Annotated in this window: 18 protein-coding genes; 8 read left to right on the top strand and 10 right to left on the bottom strand. The window is 64.6% G+C overall.

Features of this window, described 5'->3' with window-relative positions:
- Nucleotides 1–6: 6 nt before the first annotated feature.
- The 6 genes from D2V04_RS05655 to tgt all read left to right on the top strand — a co-directional run bounded on the left by D2V04_RS05655 (nucleotide 7) and on the right by tgt (nucleotide 5,843).
- A complete protein-coding gene (locus tag D2V04_RS05655) occupies nucleotides 7–771 on the top strand; it encodes a peptidylprolyl isomerase (protein WP_119512305.1) in 765 nt (254 codons plus the stop codon).
- A gap of 56 nt (nucleotides 772–827) precedes the next feature.
- Entirely contained in the window at nucleotides 828–1,856 is a 1,029-nt protein-coding gene (queA, locus tag D2V04_RS05650) for a tRNA preQ1(34) S-adenosylmethionine ribosyltransferase-isomerase QueA (RefSeq protein WP_119512304.1), read from the top strand.
- A 45-nt stretch (nucleotides 1,857–1,901) separates the two neighbouring features.
- On the top strand, nucleotides 1,902–2,855 hold the full coding sequence (locus tag D2V04_RS05645) for an ABC transporter ATP-binding protein (protein ID WP_119512303.1): 954 nt from the start codon (nucleotides 1,902–1,904) through the stop codon (nucleotides 2,853–2,855).
- On the top strand, nucleotides 2,852–3,616 hold the full coding sequence (locus D2V04_RS05640; protein WP_119512302.1) for an ABC transporter permease: 765 nt from the start codon (nucleotides 2,852–2,854) through the stop codon (nucleotides 3,614–3,616). Before D2V04_RS05645 ends, D2V04_RS05640 begins: the two co-directional genes overlap by 4 nt.
- A 125-nt stretch (nucleotides 3,617–3,741) precedes the next feature.
- Nucleotides 3,742–4,713, top strand: coding sequence for a DUF481 domain-containing protein (locus D2V04_RS05635; protein ID WP_119512605.1), 972 nt, complete (start codon nucleotides 3,742–3,744; stop codon nucleotides 4,711–4,713).
- The gene (tgt, locus tag D2V04_RS05630; RefSeq protein ID WP_119512301.1) at nucleotides 4,713–5,843 is read left to right on the top strand and encodes a tRNA guanosine(34) transglycosylase Tgt; all 1,131 of its coding nucleotides are present in this window, start codon (nucleotides 4,713–4,715) and stop codon (nucleotides 5,841–5,843) included. Before D2V04_RS05635 ends, tgt begins: the two co-directional genes overlap by 1 nt.
- Here tgt and D2V04_RS05625 read toward each other — a convergent pair.
- Both D2V04_RS05625 and rpsD read right to left on the bottom strand, forming a co-directional pair.
- Nucleotides 5,828–6,010 carry a hypothetical protein gene (locus D2V04_RS05625; RefSeq protein ID WP_119512300.1) on the bottom strand — a complete coding sequence of 61 codons (183 nt, stop codon included), beginning with the start codon at nucleotides 6,008–6,010 and terminating at the stop codon, nucleotides 5,828–5,830. The two genes, tgt and D2V04_RS05625, sit on opposite strands and share 16 nt — an antisense overlap.
- 118 nt (nucleotides 6,011–6,128) lie before the next feature.
- Nucleotides 6,129–6,743, bottom strand: a complete 615-nt coding sequence (gene rpsD, locus D2V04_RS05620; protein ID WP_119512299.1) for a 30S ribosomal protein S4 — start codon at nucleotides 6,741–6,743, stop codon at nucleotides 6,129–6,131.
- Nucleotides 6,744–6,949: 206 nt separating this feature from the next.
- Between rpsD and D2V04_RS05615 the strand changes: the two genes are divergently transcribed.
- Nucleotides 6,950–7,261 (top strand): chorismate mutase, encoded by a 312-nt coding sequence (locus D2V04_RS05615; protein ID WP_119512604.1) that lies wholly within the window; start codon nucleotides 6,950–6,952, stop codon nucleotides 7,259–7,261.
- Here D2V04_RS05615 and D2V04_RS05610 read toward each other — a convergent pair.
- From D2V04_RS05610 to D2V04_RS05575, 8 genes are all read right to left on the bottom strand, one after another.
- Entirely contained in the window at nucleotides 7,258–8,001 is a 744-nt protein-coding gene (locus tag D2V04_RS05610) for an RNA methyltransferase (protein ID WP_407672073.1), read from the bottom strand. The two genes, D2V04_RS05615 and D2V04_RS05610, sit on opposite strands and share 4 nt — an antisense overlap.
- A gap of 67 nt (nucleotides 8,002–8,068) precedes the next feature.
- A complete protein-coding gene (gene nrdR, locus D2V04_RS05605; RefSeq protein WP_119512297.1) occupies nucleotides 8,069–8,530 on the bottom strand; it encodes a transcriptional regulator NrdR in 462 nt (153 codons plus the stop codon).
- A 6-nt stretch (nucleotides 8,531–8,536) separates the two neighbouring features.
- Nucleotides 8,537–9,847, bottom strand: coding sequence for a serine hydroxymethyltransferase (glyA, locus tag D2V04_RS05600; RefSeq protein WP_119512296.1), 1,311 nt, complete (start codon nucleotides 9,845–9,847; stop codon nucleotides 8,537–8,539).
- Between the two features lie 8 nt (nucleotides 9,848–9,855).
- Nucleotides 9,856–10,293 (bottom strand): ribose 5-phosphate isomerase B, encoded by a 438-nt coding sequence (gene rpiB, locus D2V04_RS05595; RefSeq protein WP_119512603.1) that lies wholly within the window; start codon nucleotides 10,291–10,293, stop codon nucleotides 9,856–9,858.
- 238 nt (nucleotides 10,294–10,531) lie between these two features.
- Nucleotides 10,532–12,562 (bottom strand): RNA polymerase sigma factor RpoD, encoded by a 2,031-nt coding sequence (gene rpoD, locus D2V04_RS05590; RefSeq protein WP_119512295.1) that lies wholly within the window; start codon nucleotides 12,560–12,562, stop codon nucleotides 10,532–10,534.
- Nucleotides 12,563–12,572: 10 nt separating this feature from the next.
- Entirely contained in the window at nucleotides 12,573–14,438 is a 1,866-nt protein-coding gene (gene dnaG, locus D2V04_RS05585) for a DNA primase (RefSeq protein ID WP_119512294.1), read from the bottom strand.
- A gap of 54 nt (nucleotides 14,439–14,492) precedes the next feature.
- Entirely contained in the window at nucleotides 14,493–14,882 is a 390-nt protein-coding gene (locus tag D2V04_RS05580; RefSeq protein WP_119512293.1) for an endonuclease domain-containing protein, read from the bottom strand.
- Between the two features lie 47 nt (nucleotides 14,883–14,929).
- Nucleotides 14,930–15,382 (bottom strand): GatB/YqeY domain-containing protein, encoded by a 453-nt coding sequence (locus tag D2V04_RS05575; protein ID WP_119512292.1) that lies wholly within the window; start codon nucleotides 15,380–15,382, stop codon nucleotides 14,930–14,932.
- 143 nt (nucleotides 15,383–15,525) lie between these two features.
- On the opposite strand from D2V04_RS05575, the gene carA reads away from it, so the two are divergent.
- Entirely contained in the window at nucleotides 15,526–16,689 is a 1,164-nt protein-coding gene (gene carA / locus D2V04_RS05570; RefSeq protein WP_119512291.1) for a glutamine-hydrolyzing carbamoyl-phosphate synthase small subunit, read from the top strand.

Genomic DNA, 16,689 nt, shown 5'->3' with positions numbered 1-16,689 from the left:
ATACTCATGATCAGACGCCTGATTGCCGCCGGCGCCCTACTGTCGCTTATTGCCGCCCCCACCGTCGCCGCCGCACAGGACGACGATGCGCTGGAAGACTCCGCGGCTGCGATGGAGGAGGATGCCACTGCGCAAGCAGCGGCCGCGCCGGTCTACGCGCCGATCAATTACAACGTCGAGGAAGATCGGGAGAACATCCTTCTGCTCGACCTCTCGACCGGACAGCGCGTCGCGATCCGCCTGATGCCGAGCTGGGCCCCCAACCATGTGGAGCGGGTCAAAACGCTCGCCCGGCAGGGGTTCTACGACGGCGTGATCTTTCACCGCGTGATCGACGGCTTCATGGCGCAGACGGGCGACCCGACGGGAACGGGGCAGGGCGGTTCCCAGCTCCCCGATCTGGAGGAAGAATTCAATCCGATGCCGCACTTGCGCGGCACCGTCGCGATGGCCCGCGCCCAGTCGGAAGACAGCGCCAACAGCCAGTTTTTCATCGTCTTCTATCCACGCTTCAGCCTCGACAAGCGCTATACCAATTTCGGCCGCGTGATTGCGGGGATGGATGCGGTCGATGCGATCGAGCGGGGCGAGCCGCCGGCCAATCCGACCAGGATTCTCCAGGCCTCGATTGCCGCCGACAACAAGCCGCAGCGCATGCCGCAGCCGCAGTTGCCGCAGCCGCAGGAAATCACTGCCGATATGCTGAGCGCGCCGGTAGGGGAGAGCCCGCCGGTCAATGAGGACTCTCCGGCAGATCCGGTGGATCGGTAACATTTCAGGCATTTCCGCGGGGTGACGAACGCCCTTTGCGCGACTAAGCGCGCGCCATGCGTGTCGACCTCTTCGATTTCGATCTTCCTCAAGACCTGATCGCGTTGCGCCCGGCTGTGCCGCGGGATTCCGCGCGCATGCTGGTCGTGCCGGGCGAGGGCGCCTTCGCCGACCGGGTGGTGCGCGATTTGCCGGACCTTCTCGAACCGGGCGACGTGCTCGTGTTCAACGATACCCGCGTCATTCCCGCACAGCTCGAAGGACGCCGGGGCGAGGCGCGGATCGGCGCGACCCTGCACAAGCGGATGGACCTCAGGCGCTGGCAGGCCTTCGTGCGGAATGCCAAGCGGCTGCGCGAAGGAGACCGCGTCGAATTCGGCGCGGGCGTGACGGCCATCGCCGAGGCACGTCACGACGACGGCAGCTTCACGCTTGCATTCGAAGGCGACGAAGCCGTCGAAGTGCTGCTCGAACGCGCAGGCCGCATGCCGCTCCCGCCCTATATCGCCCAGCGCCGCGAGACCGACGAGCGCGACCGAACCGACTACCAGACGATGTTCGCCGCGCGCGACGGCGCTGTCGCGGCACCGACCGCGGCGCTCCATTTCACGCCCGACCTGCTTGCGCGTCTCGAACAGCGCGGCGTCGCCACCGAGACGCTGACGCTGCATGTGGGCGCGGGCACGTTCCTGCCGGTCAAAGCCGAGGATACCGACGAGCACCGGATGCATGCGGAATGGGGGCGCATCGACGCGGCGACTGCAGATCGGCTCAACGCCGCACGGCAAAGCAGCCGGCGTGTGATCGCCGTCGGCACCACCAGCTTGCGTCTGCTGGAGAGCGCGGTCGGGGAGGACGGTACGATCCACGCCTTCGAAGGCGACACGGCGATCTTCATTACCCCCGGCTACGCCTTCCGTGCGATCGACGGCCTGATGACCAACTTCCACCTCCCCAAGTCGACCCTGTTCATGCTGGTCAGCGCGCTGATGGGGCGGGAGCGGATGCAGGCGGCCTACGCGCATGCGATTGCGGAAAAGTATCGCTTCTACAGCTACGGGGATTCCTCGCTGCTGCTGCCCTGATTAACACTTGGCAAGTGCGGCCGTTGCGGCAATGTTCCGCAGCCCATGGAACCGATTCCCCAACCCATTCTCGACATCCGCGGGCTGACCAAGGTCTATCCCGGCGGCCTCAAGGCACTCGACAACGTCGATCTGGAGATCCGCAAGGGCGAGATCTTCGCGCTGCTCGGCCCCAACGGGGCGGGCAAGACCACGCTGATCGGCGCAGTCTGCGGCATGGTCCGTATCAGCTCCGGCACCATCAACGCGTTTGGCGAAGACCTGGCGCGCCACTGGCGCAGTGCGCGCCAGCGGATCGGGCTGGTTCCGCAGGAACTCGGCTTCGACATGTTCGACACGGTCGAGCGCCAGGTCGGCTATTCGCGCGGCCTGTTCGGCCGTGCGCCCGACGCGAAGCGGATCGAGGAAGTGCTGCGCTCGCTGAGCCTATGGGACAAGCGCGGCGAGGAAATCCGCAAGCTCTCGGGCGGGATGAAGCGCCGCGTGTTGATCGCGAAGGCGCTCGCGCACGATCCCGAGCTTCTGTTCCTCGACGAGCCCACCGCCGGCGTCGACGTCGAACTGCGGCGCGACATGTGGCGTCAGATCGGAGCGCTGCGGGAGCAGGGCGTCACGGTGATCCTCACCACGCACTATCTCGAGGAGGCCGAGGAGATGGCCGACCGTGTCGGCGTGATCGACAAGGGCCGCCTGCTACTGGTGGACGAGAAGGATGCGATGATGCGGCGGCTTGGCCGCACCGAGGCGCATTTCGCACTCGCCGCGCAACTGGCCGAAATCCCGTCTGCGCTTCGCGACTACCCGGTCACGCTCTCCGAGGATGGACGTACGCTGTGCTACCGCGGCGGCGACGGAACCGGGAAAGGCAAGGCGGAAGTCGCCGCGGTGGCGACCGCCCTGGTTCAAAACGGCGTCGTATTCACCGCGCTGGATCAGAAGGAATCGAGCCTGGAAGACATCTTCGTCGACCTGGTCGAGCGGCAGGGGCTGGCAGCATGATCAACTGGCGTTCGACTTTCGCAATCTACCGCAACGAGCTGTCGCGCTTCCGCCGCACGGTGTTCGGCTCGATCGTCTCGCCCGTGCTGACCACGAGCCTCTATTTCATCGTCTTCGGCGCTGCGATCGGCGGGCGGATCAACGAGGTCGGCGGGGTGGGCTACGGTGCGTTCATCGTACCCGGTCTGCTGATGCTGACGCTGCTGTCCGAGAGCACCAGCAACGCCAGCTTCGGCATCTACATGCCCAAGTTCACCGGCGCGATCTACGAGCTTCTCTCCGCGCCAGTGGGCGTCGCCGAGACCCTTCTCGGCTTCGTCGGCGCGGCGGCGACCAAGAGCCTGATCCTCGCCGCGATCATCCTCACCACCGCGATGCTGTTCGTCGACTACACGATCGCGCATCCGCTGTTCGCATTGGTCTATGTCATGCTCGTGGCGGCGAGCTTCTCGTTGCTTGGTTTCATCCTCGGCGTCTGGGCCGAAGGGTTCGAGAAGCTGCAGATGGTCCCGCTGCTGATCCTGACCCCGCTGACCTTCCTCGGCGGTACGTTCTACTCGATCGACATGCTGCCGAGCCCGTGGGACAAAATCGCGCTGGCCAACCCGATCGTCTATCTGGTCAATGGGTTGCGCTGGACGTTCTACGGCCAGTCCGACGTGTCGATCGGCGTCTCGCTCGGCCTGACTCTGGCATTCCTCGCAATCTGCGTGGTAGTCATCGCAGTGATCTTCCGCACGGGCTGGCGCCTCCGGTCATGACACGCTAACCCGATTTGGCGATGTTCCAACGATCCCCCTTTTGTGTCGCGGCGGGCGTCGCCGCTGTTGTTCTCGCGTCTTCGCCGGCTGCGGCCCAAACCGCAGCGGTGCAGAACGACGGGATGATGCTCCCGCCTGTTGAGTCCGATCCCTTGCCGGTGGGCGAAATCCAGCCCGTCGTCGAATCTGCACCCACTGCCGAGGAGGTTTCCAACATCCCCGGCGGCGTGCGCGCGATGATCAACGCCGCGATGAAGACCAACGACAAGAGCAAGATCGAAACCGTGCTTGCCCTCGCTCAGCAAGCCGCACCCCAGGGCGAGGAAGAGATCGAGGTAATCGAGACCGCCTGGCGAGCGGACGTTGCAGAGAAGACGAGACTTGCGCGCGAGGCAGAGACACGCAAGATTCGCGAGGCCGGCGTGTTCGAGCTGTGGAGCGGAGAGGGACAGCTCGGCGGCTTCCAGGCCAGCGGCAACAGCAACAACGTCGGCCTTTCCGCCGGGCTGAAGCTCAAACGCCAGGGGTTGGACTGGAGTCACTCGCTGCGCGCAACCGCCGACTACCAGCGTTCAAACGGCGTAACGAGCCGCGAACAGTTCCTGTTCGCCTACGAACCTCGCTACCAGGTCAAGGACGAGCTGTTCGTCTATGGTCTCGCCCAGTACGAGCGCAACAAGCTGCAAGGCTTTACCGGCCGTTACGCGATTTCCGGAGGGATCGGCTATCAGATCGCGAACAGCGGCGATCTCAAGCTATCGGTCAAGGCCGGTCCGGCACTGCGGGTGACGAATTTCACGGTCGAGGAGGACGAGACCCGTCTCGCCGCGCTGTTCGGATTCGATTTCGACTGGAAGATCGCCGAGCGGCTCTCGTTCACGCAGGATGCCAACATGGTGACCGAAACCGGTGGCCAGGCGACGGTCATCGTCGATTCGTCCCGCACGACACTCAATCTGGTTAGCGGGCTTGATGCGAAGGTCAGCGACCGACTGCGCTCGCGGATCACTTATGCGGTGGACTACGACAGCAAGCCGCCGGAAGGCAAAGTCTCGACCGACACGGTCACGCGCCTGACGCTCGTCTACGACTTCTGATGACCGGTCCCCGGTTCGATTTTCGGGTCGACGCCGTCGACGGCAAGGCGCGTACCGGCCGTATTGCGATGCGGCGGGGCGAAATCCGCACGCCCGCCTTCATGCCGGTTGGCACGGCGGCGACGGTCAAGGCGATGAAGCCGGAGACCGTGCGGGCGACGGGCGCCGACGTTATCCTCGGCAATACCTATCACCTGATGCTTCGTCCCGGCGCAGAGCGCGTCGCACGGCTCGGCGGTCTGCACACCTTCATGAACTGGCCGCGGCCGATCCTGACCGACAGCGGCGGTTATCAGGTCATGAGCCTTTCGGACCTGCGCAAGCTGACCGAACAAGGGGTAGAGTTCCGCAGCCATATCGACGGGTCGAAGCATATGCTCACGCCGGAACGGTCGATGGAAATCCAGCGCCTGCTCGGTTCCGACATCGTGATGGCATTCGACGAATGCCCGCGGGTCGATCGGCCTTACGACGAGATCGCCGCCTCGATGGAGCTTTCCATGCGCTGGGCGAAGCGGAGCCGCGATGCCTTCGACGCGGGCGGTGAACATGCCGCTGGGGCAGCGTTGTTCGGTATCCAGCAGGGTGCGCTCGACCCGGAACTGCGCCGCCGGTCGGCCGAGGCGCTGACCGAGATCGGCTTCGACGGATACGCCGTCGGCGGCCTGGCGGTGGGCGAGGGGCAGGAAGCGATGCTCGCCACACTCGACTTCGCGCCGGACATGCTACCTGCAGACAGGCCGCGCTATCTGATGGGTGTTGGCAAGCCGGACGATCTCGTTGGCGCGGTCGAGCGGGGGATCGACATGTTCGACTGTGTCCTGCCGACCCGCTCCGGCCGCAATGGGCAGGCGTTCACCTGGAATGGCCCGCTCAATCTGCGAAATGCACGGCATGCGGAGGATACCGACCCGCTCGACCCGCGCTGCACCTGCTCGGTCTGCGAGACCTACTCGCGCGCCTATCTTCATCACCTGCAGAAAGCGGGTGAAATCCTCGGGGCCATGCTCGTCACCGAGCACAACCTGGCATTCTACCAGCAACTGATGCAGGCCATGCGTGAAGCAATCGCGGAACGGCGCTTCGCGGCCTTCGCCGCCGCGTTCCGGCGAGACTATTTCGCCGACTGATCCGGAGCCTCGAGCGCTTCAAGGCTGGTGCCGGGATAGGCCACGAAGCGGCCGGTCATCCGTTCCAGGAAACCTGCGCCGATGGAGCTGGCGAAGAGCTGAGCCTGCTTGAGATCAGGGTACCACTTGCCCTTGCGGTGAGGAGTTATGAAACGGTACTTTGTCATAGCTCCAGGGAAATTCGCAAACCCGCGCCGGGTTCCTAAGCTTCTGTAATCTTGCGACGAATAGAAAAAAGGCGGCCCCGCGGGACCGCCTTTTTCTCGTTCGAAGCCGGAAGTCGGATCAGCGCGAGTAGAACTCGACGACCAGGTTCGGTTCCATGGTCACCGGGTAAGGGACCTCGTCCAGCGTGGGCACGCGGGTGTAGGTGATCTTGTCGGTGCCGTCAGGGGCCACGTAGTCGGGGATGTCGCGCTCGGCCAGGCTCTGCGCCTCGATCACCAGCGCCATTTCCTTGGCCTTGTCGCCCAGGCTGATGACGTCGCCGACGTTGATGCGCCGGCTCGCGATGTTGCACTTCACGCCGTTCACGCGAATGTGCCCGTGGCTGACGATCTGGCGCGCGGCGAAGATCGTCGGCGCGAACTTGGCGCGATAGACGACCATGTCCAGACGGCGCTCGAGCAGGCCGATCAGGTTCTGGCTGGTGTCGCCCTTCATGCTCGACGCTTCCTGATAGGTGCGCTTGAACTGCTTTTCGGTCACGTCGCCGTAGTAACCCTTCAACTTCTGCTTGGCGCGCAGCTGAAGGCCATAGTCGCTCATCTTGCCCTTGCGGCGCTGGCCGTGCTGGCCGGGGCCGTAAGAGCGCCTGTTGATCGGGGAATTCGGACGGCCCCAGATGTTTTCGCCCATCCGGCGGTCGAGTTTGTGCTTGGCGCTCTTGCGCTTCGACATGTGTCGTGTCCTTCGATTTGCTGTCGCCATCCCAGTGATGGCGCTTCAACCCGGCATCGCCCGCCTGACCCATTCGCCAGGCGCGGCCACCGCTTCACCGGGATGCGGGGCCAAATTCGCGAAGGCGCGCGTCTAGCAGGATTGCGCTACGCGTCAAGCACGCGATGGCGCTCGACAAAATCGGTCTCAGGGGGCAGGGCGCGCGCATGACCGAAGACTTCAAATTGCCCGATGAATGCGCCGATATGCGCGATGTGCGGATCGGTGTCGACGCGACTGACCGCGAACTGATGGCGCTGCTCGACCGGCGTTTCGGCTACATGCGCGCCGCGGCCCGGATCAAGCAATCCCGCGACACCGTGCGGGACGAGGAGCGCAAGGCTGCGGTTATCGCCGCGGTTGTCGCCGATGCGCAAACGCGGAACCTTCCTGGAGAGAAAATCGCGGAAATCTGGAATCTTCTGGTCGAAACCTCGATTGCGTACGAACTCGCGGAGTGGGACCGGCTGCGTAGTTAGGCGCCGTCCCGTCGAGGTTTGGACAGGCTCGACAACACCCCGCGCATGGTCCGTACCTCTAGGTGGTTCCAGCCTGGCTTGGTCAGCATCGTTCGGAGGGTCCGTCGCGTTGCCGCGGCTCGGCTTTCAGGTTGGAAGTAGCCGCGCGGTTCGAGCATCGCCTCGAGTTGCTCTATCATACTATCTAGCTCCTCCTGCGGCGCGGGCGGGAGGAGGTCTTCCCCGGTGGGCTGCACGAGCGCGCCGCCATCCCACTGCGTCTTCGACCACTCGTAGGCGCAGAGGATCACAGCCTGCGCCAGATTGAGCGATCCGAACTCGGGATTGATCGGCACCGTCACGATCGCGCGGGCGAGTGCGACGTCCTCGGTCTCGAGGCCCGAGCGCTCGGGCCCGAACACGATGGCGGACCGTCCCTGCGCGCGCGCGATTTCAGTCGCGGCTTCCTCGGGCGTCACGACCGGCTTGGTCACGCCGCGCTTGCGAACGGTGGTAGCGTAAACATGCGCACAGTCGGCGACCGCGTCTGCCAGAGTGTCGTGTACCGTGGCGTTCTCCAGCACCCCATTGGCACCGGCTGCCGCCGGGCCGGCGCTGGGGTTCGGCCATCCGTCGCGCGGGGCGACGAGCCGCATTTCGGTCAGTCCGAAATTGAGCATGGCCCGCGCGGCCTTGCCGATGTTCTCCCCCAGCTGGGGGCGGACGAGAACGATGACGGGCGCGGTGCTTTCCAATTCCAGCGATCTCCATATCCGTTCGTCGAGCGACTACGCGCGCGACGAACGGTAATAGTGCAGCGCACGCGTCCTAGTCGCCACCCGCATCCCGCACGGTACTGGCGAATTCCTCGAAGTCCTTGGCTTCGCTGAAATCGCGATAGACGCTGGCGAAGCGGATATAGGCGACGCTGTCGATCTGGCGCAGACCGTCCATAACCAGCTCGCCGATCCGGGCTGATGGCACTTCGGTGTCGCCTGCGGTCTCCACCTGGCGCTGGATACCGGAGATGAGCTGGTCGATCCGCTCCTGTTCGATGCCGCGCTTGCGGCAGGCGAGGGCTACCGAGTGCTCGAGCTTCGACCGGTCGAACGCTTCGCGCCGGTCGCCACTCTTCACGATGGTTACATCGCGCAACTGCACACGTTCGAACGTGGTGAACCGCGCGCCGCAGCTCGTGCACTGGCGGCGGCGGCGGATCGTGGTGCCGTCTTCGGTGGGGCGGCTGTCTTTTACTTGGCTGTCGTCATGCGCGCAGAAGGGGCATCGCATCGCGCATCACATTCCCGGATAGACGGGGAAGGCATCGCACAGCTCGTTGACCCGGCCGCGCACGCGCTCCTCAATCTGGGCATCGCCATCGGGCCCGTTCTTGGCAAGCCCGTCGACGACCTCGGCGATCAGCGCTCCGACTTTACGGAACTCCGCCGGGCCGAAGCCACGCGTCGTGCCCGCGGGAGTGCCGAGGCGCACGCCGCTGGTGACAAAGGGGCTGCGCGTGTCGAAGGGAATGCCGTTTTTGTTGCAGGTGAGCCAGGCCCGATCGAGACCCTTTTCGGCCGCCTTGCCGGTCACGTCCTTGGCCGTGAGGTCGACCAGCATCAGGTGGTTATCGGTTCCGCCCGACACGATCCGCAGGCCGTTCTCCTCCAGGCTGGCCGCGAGCGCCTTCGCATTCTCGACCACGCGGGCAGCGTAGCTCTTGAATTCGGGCCGCAGCGCTTCGCGGAACGCGACCGCCTTGGCCGCCACCACGTGCATCAACGGGCCGCCCTGCATACCGGGGAAGACCGCACTGTTGACCTTCTTCGCGATATCCTCGTCGTTCGTGAGGATCACGCCCGAGCGTGGGCCGCGCAGGCTCTTGTGCGTGGTGGTCGTCACCACGTGCGCGTGCGGGAAGGGGGAGGGGTGCGCACCGCCGGCGACGAGGCCGGAGAAGTGCGACATATCGACCAGCAAGTAGGCGCCCACAGCATCGGCGATCTCGCGGAACTTCGCGAAATCCCACTGGCGCGAATAGGCGGTGCCGCCGGCGATGATGAGCTTCGGCTTGTGTTCGTGCGCGAGCCGCTCGACCTGTTCCATGTCAAGCAGCTCGTCGTCCTTGCGCACACCGTAAGGCACGACATTGAACCACTTGCCGCTCATGTTCACGGGTGAGCCGTGGGTCAGGTGCCCGCCCGAGTTGAGATCGAGCCCCATGAAGGTGTCGCCGGGCTGGAGCAGCGCGAGAAACACAGCCTGGTTCATCTGGCTGCCGCTGTTGGGCTGAACGTTCGCGAAGTCGCAACCGAAGAGCTGCTTCGCGCGCTCGATCGCCAACGTTTCGACGACGTCGGCATAATCGCACCCGCCGTAGTAGCGCTTGCCCGGGTAGCCTTCGGCATACTTGTTGGTGAAGACGCTGCCAGTCGCCTCCAGCACGGCGCGGCTCGCGATGTTCTCGCTCGCGATCAGTTCGATCTTGTTGCGCTGGCGCTGGAGCTCGTTCTGGACGGCTTCGGCGATCTCGGGATCGGCTTCGGCGAGGGTGTCCTGCCAGAAACTGTGCATGATGTCGGCATTGGCGGCTTCCGCGGTGCTCATGAAATTCCTCAGCAGCTTGGGTTCGATAACTTGTCGACGCGGCGCTGATGACGGCCGCCGCCGAATTCGGTCTGGAGAAAGGCCGAGACACATGCCCGTGCCATCTCGATGCCGATCAGCCGTGCGCCGAGGGCGAGGCAGTTGGCATTGTTGTGTTCGCGTGCGAGGCTGGCGGAGAGCGGCTCCGACACCAGCGCGCAGCGCACGGCCGGGTTGCGGTTCACGGCGATCGATATGCCGATCCCGGATCCGCAGAGCGCAATTCCGCGCTCCGCGGTCCCTTCCGCGACGACGGCTGCGAGTTTGTAGCCGAAATCGGGATAGTCGACGCTGTCGTGGCTGTCGGGGCCGAGATCGGCCACTTCATGACCTTCTTCGATCAGCCACTCGCGCAGGGCGGCTTTCATCTCGATGGCGGCATGGTCGGAGGCAATGGCGATACGCATGGCGTCCCCATAGTGATTCGCGCGCCATGTCGCCACCGCAAACCCGCCTTGTCCCCGGCGGGGCGAGGGAGAGATCGGTTCCAGGAGGCCATTTTCGGCACCCACGACGCAAAAGCCCCGGCGCTGTTAGGCGTCGGGGCTCCTGATAGCTTCTCCTGAGAGAAACTTCATCCAGTCGATTTTTACATCGTCTGGACTCGAATAACGGCTGACACCGCAGCCGGTTCCCGAATCGAAGTTACTGATCCAGGAAGCTGCGCATCTTGCGACTGCGGCTCGGGTGCTTGAGCTTGCGCAGCGCCTTGGCCTCGATCTGACGGATGCGTTCGCGGGTGACCGAGAACTGCTGACCGACTTCCTCGAGCGTGTGATCGGTGTTCATGCCGATGCCGAAGCGCATGCGCAGCACGCGCTCCTCGCGCGGGGTCAGCGACGCCAGCACGCGGGTCACCGTTTCCTTGAGGTTCGCCTGTATTGCGGCATCCACCGGGATGATCGCGTTCTTGTCCTCGATGAAATCGCCGAGATGCGAATCCTCCTCGTCGCCGATCGGCGTTTCGAGGGAGATCGGCTCTTTGGCGATCTTCATCACCTTCCGAACCTTCTCGAGCGGCATCGAGAGGCGTTCGGCCATCTCCTCGGGCGTCGGCTCGCGGCCCTGCTCGTGGAGGAACTGCCGAGACGTGCGGACCAGCTTGTTGATCGTCTCGATCATGTGGACCGGGATGCGGATGGTGCGCGCCTGGTCGGCGATCGAGCGGGTGATCGCCTGGCGGATCCACCACGTCGCGTATGTGCTGAACTTGTAGCCGCGGCGGTACTCGAACTTGTCGACCGCCTTCATCAGGCCGATGTTGCCTTCCTGGATCAGGTCGAGGAACTGCAAGCCGCGGTTGGTGTACTTCTTGGCGATCGAGATCACGAGCCGCAGGTTCGCCTCGACCATTTCCTTCTTGGCGATGCGCGCTTCGCGCTCGCCCTTCTGGACCATGTTCACGATGCGGCGGAACTCTTCCAGGCTCATGCCCGTCTGGCTGGCGATGTCGGAGATCTCGGCACGGATACGCTCGACCGCGTCGGCTTCCTTCTCGGCGAAGGCGGCCCACTTCTTGTCCTTCTTCGTGCGCGCGGCCAGCCAGCTATCGTCCAGTTCGTTGCCGATATAGGCCTGGAGGAAGTCGGTGCGCTTGATCTTGTGCCGTTCGGCCAGGCGCAGCATCTGCCCGCCGAGCGCGGTCAGGCGGCGGTTGAAGGCGTAGAGATTGTCGACCAGGAACTCGATCTTGGTCGCGTGAAACTGCACACTCTCGACCTCGGCCGTGAGCTGTTCGCGCAGATCCTCGTACTTCTTTTCCTTGGCCGCCGGGAACTCCTCGCCGCGGCCGAGCACGTCGACACGCTCGTTCTGGAGCTTCTCGAACTTCTTGAACAGATCGGTGATGCGCGCGAAGCGTTCGAGCGCGTCCGGCTTGAGGGCAGCTTCCATCTGCGCGAGGGACATGGTGTTGTCTTCCTCGTCGTCCTCCTCGCGCCGGCGCGAGCTGCCGCCTTCGTCGTCGTCCTCGTCGCTGTCTTCCTCGTCCTCGACATCATCGTCGTCGCGGATCGACGGGCCGGCGGTCTCCTCGGAGATCTCGCCGTCGTCATCCTCGGCGCCTTCCTCCATCTTGTCGGCGGGCGGCTCCTTCGAGAGCATCGCGTCGAGATCGAGAATCTCGCGGAGCTGCATTTCCTCGTTGTTGAGCGCTTCCGACCACTGGATGATGGCGTGGAAGGTGATCGGGCTTTCGCACAGCCCGATGATCATCGTGTCGCGACCAGCCTCGATCCGCTTGGCGATGGCGATCTCGCCCTCGCGGCTGAGCAACTCGACCGCGCCCATCTCGCGCAGGTACATGCGCACCGGGTCGTCGGTACGGTCGGAGGTGGTGGTCTTCTTGGCTGCGGTCGGGGCGGCCTTCTTCGCCGCCTTGGGCTCGTCGCCGTCGTCGTCGCCGCCGATTTCCTCGACTTCGTCGCTCTCGGCCTCTGCCTCGCCCTCGGCTTCCTCGTCGTTCTCGACGATGTTGACGCCCATTTCCGAGATCGCCGACATCACGTCCTCGATCTGGTCGGTGCTCATCTGATCTTCGGGCAGCGCCTCGTTGAGCTCGTCTACGGTGACGTAACCGCGCTTCTTCGCCCGGGCGATGAGCTTCTTGATCGATGCTTCGTTGAGGTCGATCAGCGGTGCGTCGTCCTTCTCGGAATTCTTCGACGTGGTTGCCATGGAGGTGCGTTCAGTCCGTTTCTGCGCCGTTGGCGGGCCCTGTCTCCCGCCGACGCGTTGAATCAGTTTGGGCCGCCGAAGCAGCCCTTCGGCTTGCCATTTGCCCGAGTCGTCGCTCGAATTCCAGCTTTCGTTTGAGCAACCTCTGCTGCTCAGCGAACGCTCCTTCAGGGTCGGTCTCGAAACGCGCGGTCGCTGCGGCAAGCGCAGCCTCCAGCGCGGGTCTTTCGACCAGCAACGCTACGGCTTCGGCCAACTGTTCGCGCGCGTCTTGCGGATCGATGCCTTCACTGAGGAAGGCGAAACGGGTGTTATCCGGCGGCGCGACGGGACCGTCGAACGATGATATGGGGAAAATCTCTCCCGGTTCAAGCATTTCCACCGCTTCGAGTATTGCGTCGACCAGCGGCCCGGATTTCGCATCCATCTGCGCGAAGCGTCCGAGCTGTTCGGCATGGCGCAGCGCTTCCTCCGGAAAACGCACCAATCCGGCAATCACTGCGGAGACGAGCTGATCACGCGAGCCGTCTCGTGCGCCGCGCAGCCGCCGGGCGGCATCCGGCGAAAGTCGCGGCGCGACCGGTTTGCGCCAGTCGCCGCGCGTGCGCTCACGGCGCGGGAAGGCAAAGGCGGAGAAGCGCTCCAGCAGTTCGCGCTTGTAAAGCGCGCGGATGTCGGGATGCTCGATCTTCTCCACGTGATCGACCAGGCGTTGCTTGAGGCCGGCCTTGTCCTCAGGCGTGTTCAGCGGCTGTGCGGCGCGCTCGAATTCCCACAGCGTGTCGAGCAGGCTTGCGGGTTCGGCGACCAACTTCTCCATTGCCCCTTTGCCCTTCGCGCGCAGCAGGTCGTCGGGGTCGAGCCCGGCAGGCAGACGCACGATGGCCAGCGAATGGGCGGGACGGAGCAAGGGCAGGGCCCGCTCGATCGCGCGCATCGCGGCGCGCTGGCCCGCCGCGTCGCCGTCGAAACACAGGATCGGCGTCTCGACCATGCGCCAGAGCAGTTCGATCTGCCGCTCGGTCAGAGCGGTGCCGAGCGGGGCCACGGCATCCTCGAACCCGTGCGCCGCCAGCGCGATCACGTCCATGTAGCCTTCGACGACGATCATCCGCCCCGTCTGACGTGAGGCGGGCCCGGCGCGGTGCAGGTTGTAGAGCGTGCGCCCTTTGTCGAACAAAGGCGTGTCGGGCGAGTTCAGGTACTTGGGTGCATTGGTATCGGCCTCGAGGATGCGGCCGCCGAACGCGATCACTCGCCCGCGCGCATCGTGGATCGGCAGCATGAGGCGATTTCGGAACCGATCATAGGGATCGCGCTCCTCCACCGAGATCCGCAGACCTGCTTCGATCAGCAATTTTTCTTCGAAGCGCGACAGCGCCGCCTTGAGCGCCTGCCGCTCGTTGGGCGCGAAGCCGAAGCCGAAGCGTTCGATCGTCCGCGCATTGAACCCGCGCGACTGCAGGTATTCGCGCGCCCTGGCGCCGCCGGGTCCTTCGAGACTTGCGACGAACCAATCCTGCGCCGCCTGAGTCACATCGTGCAGCCCCGCGCGCTCTTCCGCCCGCTGCGCCGCACGCGGATCGGGTGCGGGGACCTCCAGTCCTGCCTCGGCTGCGAGTTCCTTCACCGCGTCCATGAAGGAAAGGCCGCGCTGGTCGGTCATCCAGCGGATCACGTCGCCATGCGCGCCGCAGCCGAAGCAGTGGTAGAACCCCTTCTCGTCGCTGACGGTGAAGCTCGGCGTCTTCTCGTTATGGAACGGACAGCACGCCTTCCACTCGCGCCCCGCGCGCTGGAGCTTGGTCGTGCGCATGATGACGCTCGAAAGCGTCACCCGCGCACGCAGTTCGTCCAGCCATTGGGGTGAGAGCATCTTACTCCCCTCCCGCTTGCGGGAGGGGCTGGGGGAGGGGATGTGTAGAGCCGTTCACCAGTCGCTGCCCTGTGGCTTGGACATATCGCGCGTGCCAAGTTCGGCGAGCGCACGCTCGATTTCCGAGACTACACCTTCGAGATTGTTCAGCACATCGTTGTTCCAGAAGCGGAGGACGCGGTAGCCGCGCGCCTCGATATAGCATGTTCTAGCCGAGTCGTAGGACGAGGCTGTGGCGTGCTGTCCGCCATCCACCTCTATGACCAGTCCCTTCGACCGAGCGGTGAAATCGCAGACGTAGGGGCCGATTGGGTACTGCCGGTTGAAGCGGACACCAGCGACTTGTTTGGAGCGCAAGCAGGACCAGAGCTTGGTTTCGGCGTCGGTGGGATTTACGCGCAGTTCGCGTGAGCGGGTGGTCGGTCGTTTGTAGCCCTTGTCCAAACAGGCCCTCCCCCAGCCCCTCCCGCAAGCGGGAGGGGAGCTTTACCTTAGCCCAGCGCTTCCTTCACCCAGCCGCTCGCCTTGCTCATATCGAGCACGGCGCCGTGGCGGGCTTTCAGTTCAGCCATCACGCGGCCCATGTCCTTGATCGAGGAGGCGCCGAGGCTGGTCTTGACGTCCTCGATGGCGGCGCGGGTGGCGGCCTCGTCCATCATCTGCGGCAGGAACTCCTCAATTACCGCAAGCTCGTCGCGTTCCTGCTGCGCGAGTTCCTCGCGGCCGCCTTCCTCATACATGTGGATCGATTCGCGGCGCTGCTTGGCCATCTTTTGCAGCACTTCGGTGACGAGATCGTTGTCGTTCACGTCCTTGGCGGACGTGCGCATTTCGATATCGCGGTCCTTGATCCGGGCGGAGATCAGGCGAAGCGCGGCGGTGCGCGGCTTGTCGCCACCCTTCATTGCCTGGACCGTGGCCTGCTTGATGTCGTCGCGGATCATGAGTGCTCTTTCTGTGGAAGGGTTTTGCCAGGCAGGGCATTTAACCCGATAAATCGCAATTGGACAGGTTGACGGGCACGCCACCGGGGCCTAGCGGCAACGACTTAGCGACATCGCCGGAAACACCTGACTCGGAGCGCCACATGGCAGACCCCGCAAACTCTCGCGCGCAACCCAGCGGCGCGACGGGAGTCCTCGTGCTGGCCGACGGAACGGTCATCTGGGGCCGGGGCTTCGGCGTTGCTGGCAGTGCCGTCGGCGAAGTGTGCTTCAACACCGCGATGACCGGCTATCAGGAGGTGATGACCGATCCGTCTTACGCCGGGCAGATCGTCACCTTCACGTTCCCGCACATCGGCAACGTCGGCGCGAATCCCGAAGACATCGAGTCGAAGGTGGAAGGCGCTGTCGGCTGCGTGGTGCGCGAAGAGGTCACGCCGCATTCGAGCTTCCGCGCGCGTGAGCAGTTCGGCGAGTGGCTTGCTGCGATGGGGAAGATCGGCCTCTCAGGCGTCGATACCCGTGCGCTCACTCGCCGCATCCGCCTCAACGGTGCGCCCAATGCGGTGATCGCGCACGACCCGGAGGGTAAGTTCGACATTCCCGCGCTGCTCAAGCGTGCGCAGGAATGGCCGGGGCTGGAGGGCATGGACCTCGCCCAGCGCGTCAGCCGCGAGAAGCAGGAAAGCTGGGAAGGGGGCTACTGGCGCCTCGGCACCGGCTACGGCCGCGCATCGCGCGATGCGAAGCCGCACGTGGTCGCCATCGACTACGGCAGCAAGGACAACATCTTCCGCAATCTGGTGAAGGCCGGCGCGCGGGTGACTGTGGTTCCGGCGAAGACTTCGTTCGACGAGATCCTCGCGCTTCAGCCCGACGGCGTGTTCCTCTCCAACGGCCCCGGCGATCCGGCCGCAACCGGAGAGTACGCGGTGCCGACGATCAAGGCGCTGCTGGGGCGCGACATGCCGATCTTCGGCATCTGCCTCGGCCACCAGATGCTAGGCCTCGCGGCCGGCGCGAAGACAGCCAAGATGCACCAGGGCCACCGCGGCGCGAACCACCCGGTCAAGCGACTGGAGGATGGCGTGGTCGAGATCACCAGCATGAACCACGGCTTCGCGGTCGATAATGCGACGCTGCCAGAGGGCGTCGAGGAAACCCATGTCTCCCTGTTCGACGGCTCCAACTGCGGCATCGCGATCCGCGGGAAGAAGGCGTTCGGCGTGCAATATCACCCCGAGGCGAGCCCGGGGCCGCAGGATAGCTTTTACCTGTTCGAGAAGTTCGTGGGGATGTTGGCGTGA

Source organism: Pelagerythrobacter aerophilus, from assembly GCF_003581645.1.
Classification (GTDB): Bacteria; Pseudomonadota; Alphaproteobacteria; order Sphingomonadales; family Sphingomonadaceae; genus Pelagerythrobacter; species Pelagerythrobacter aerophilus.
Note: the sequence above shows the minus strand (reverse complement) of the source record. Positions and strands in the feature narration are given on the sequence as shown.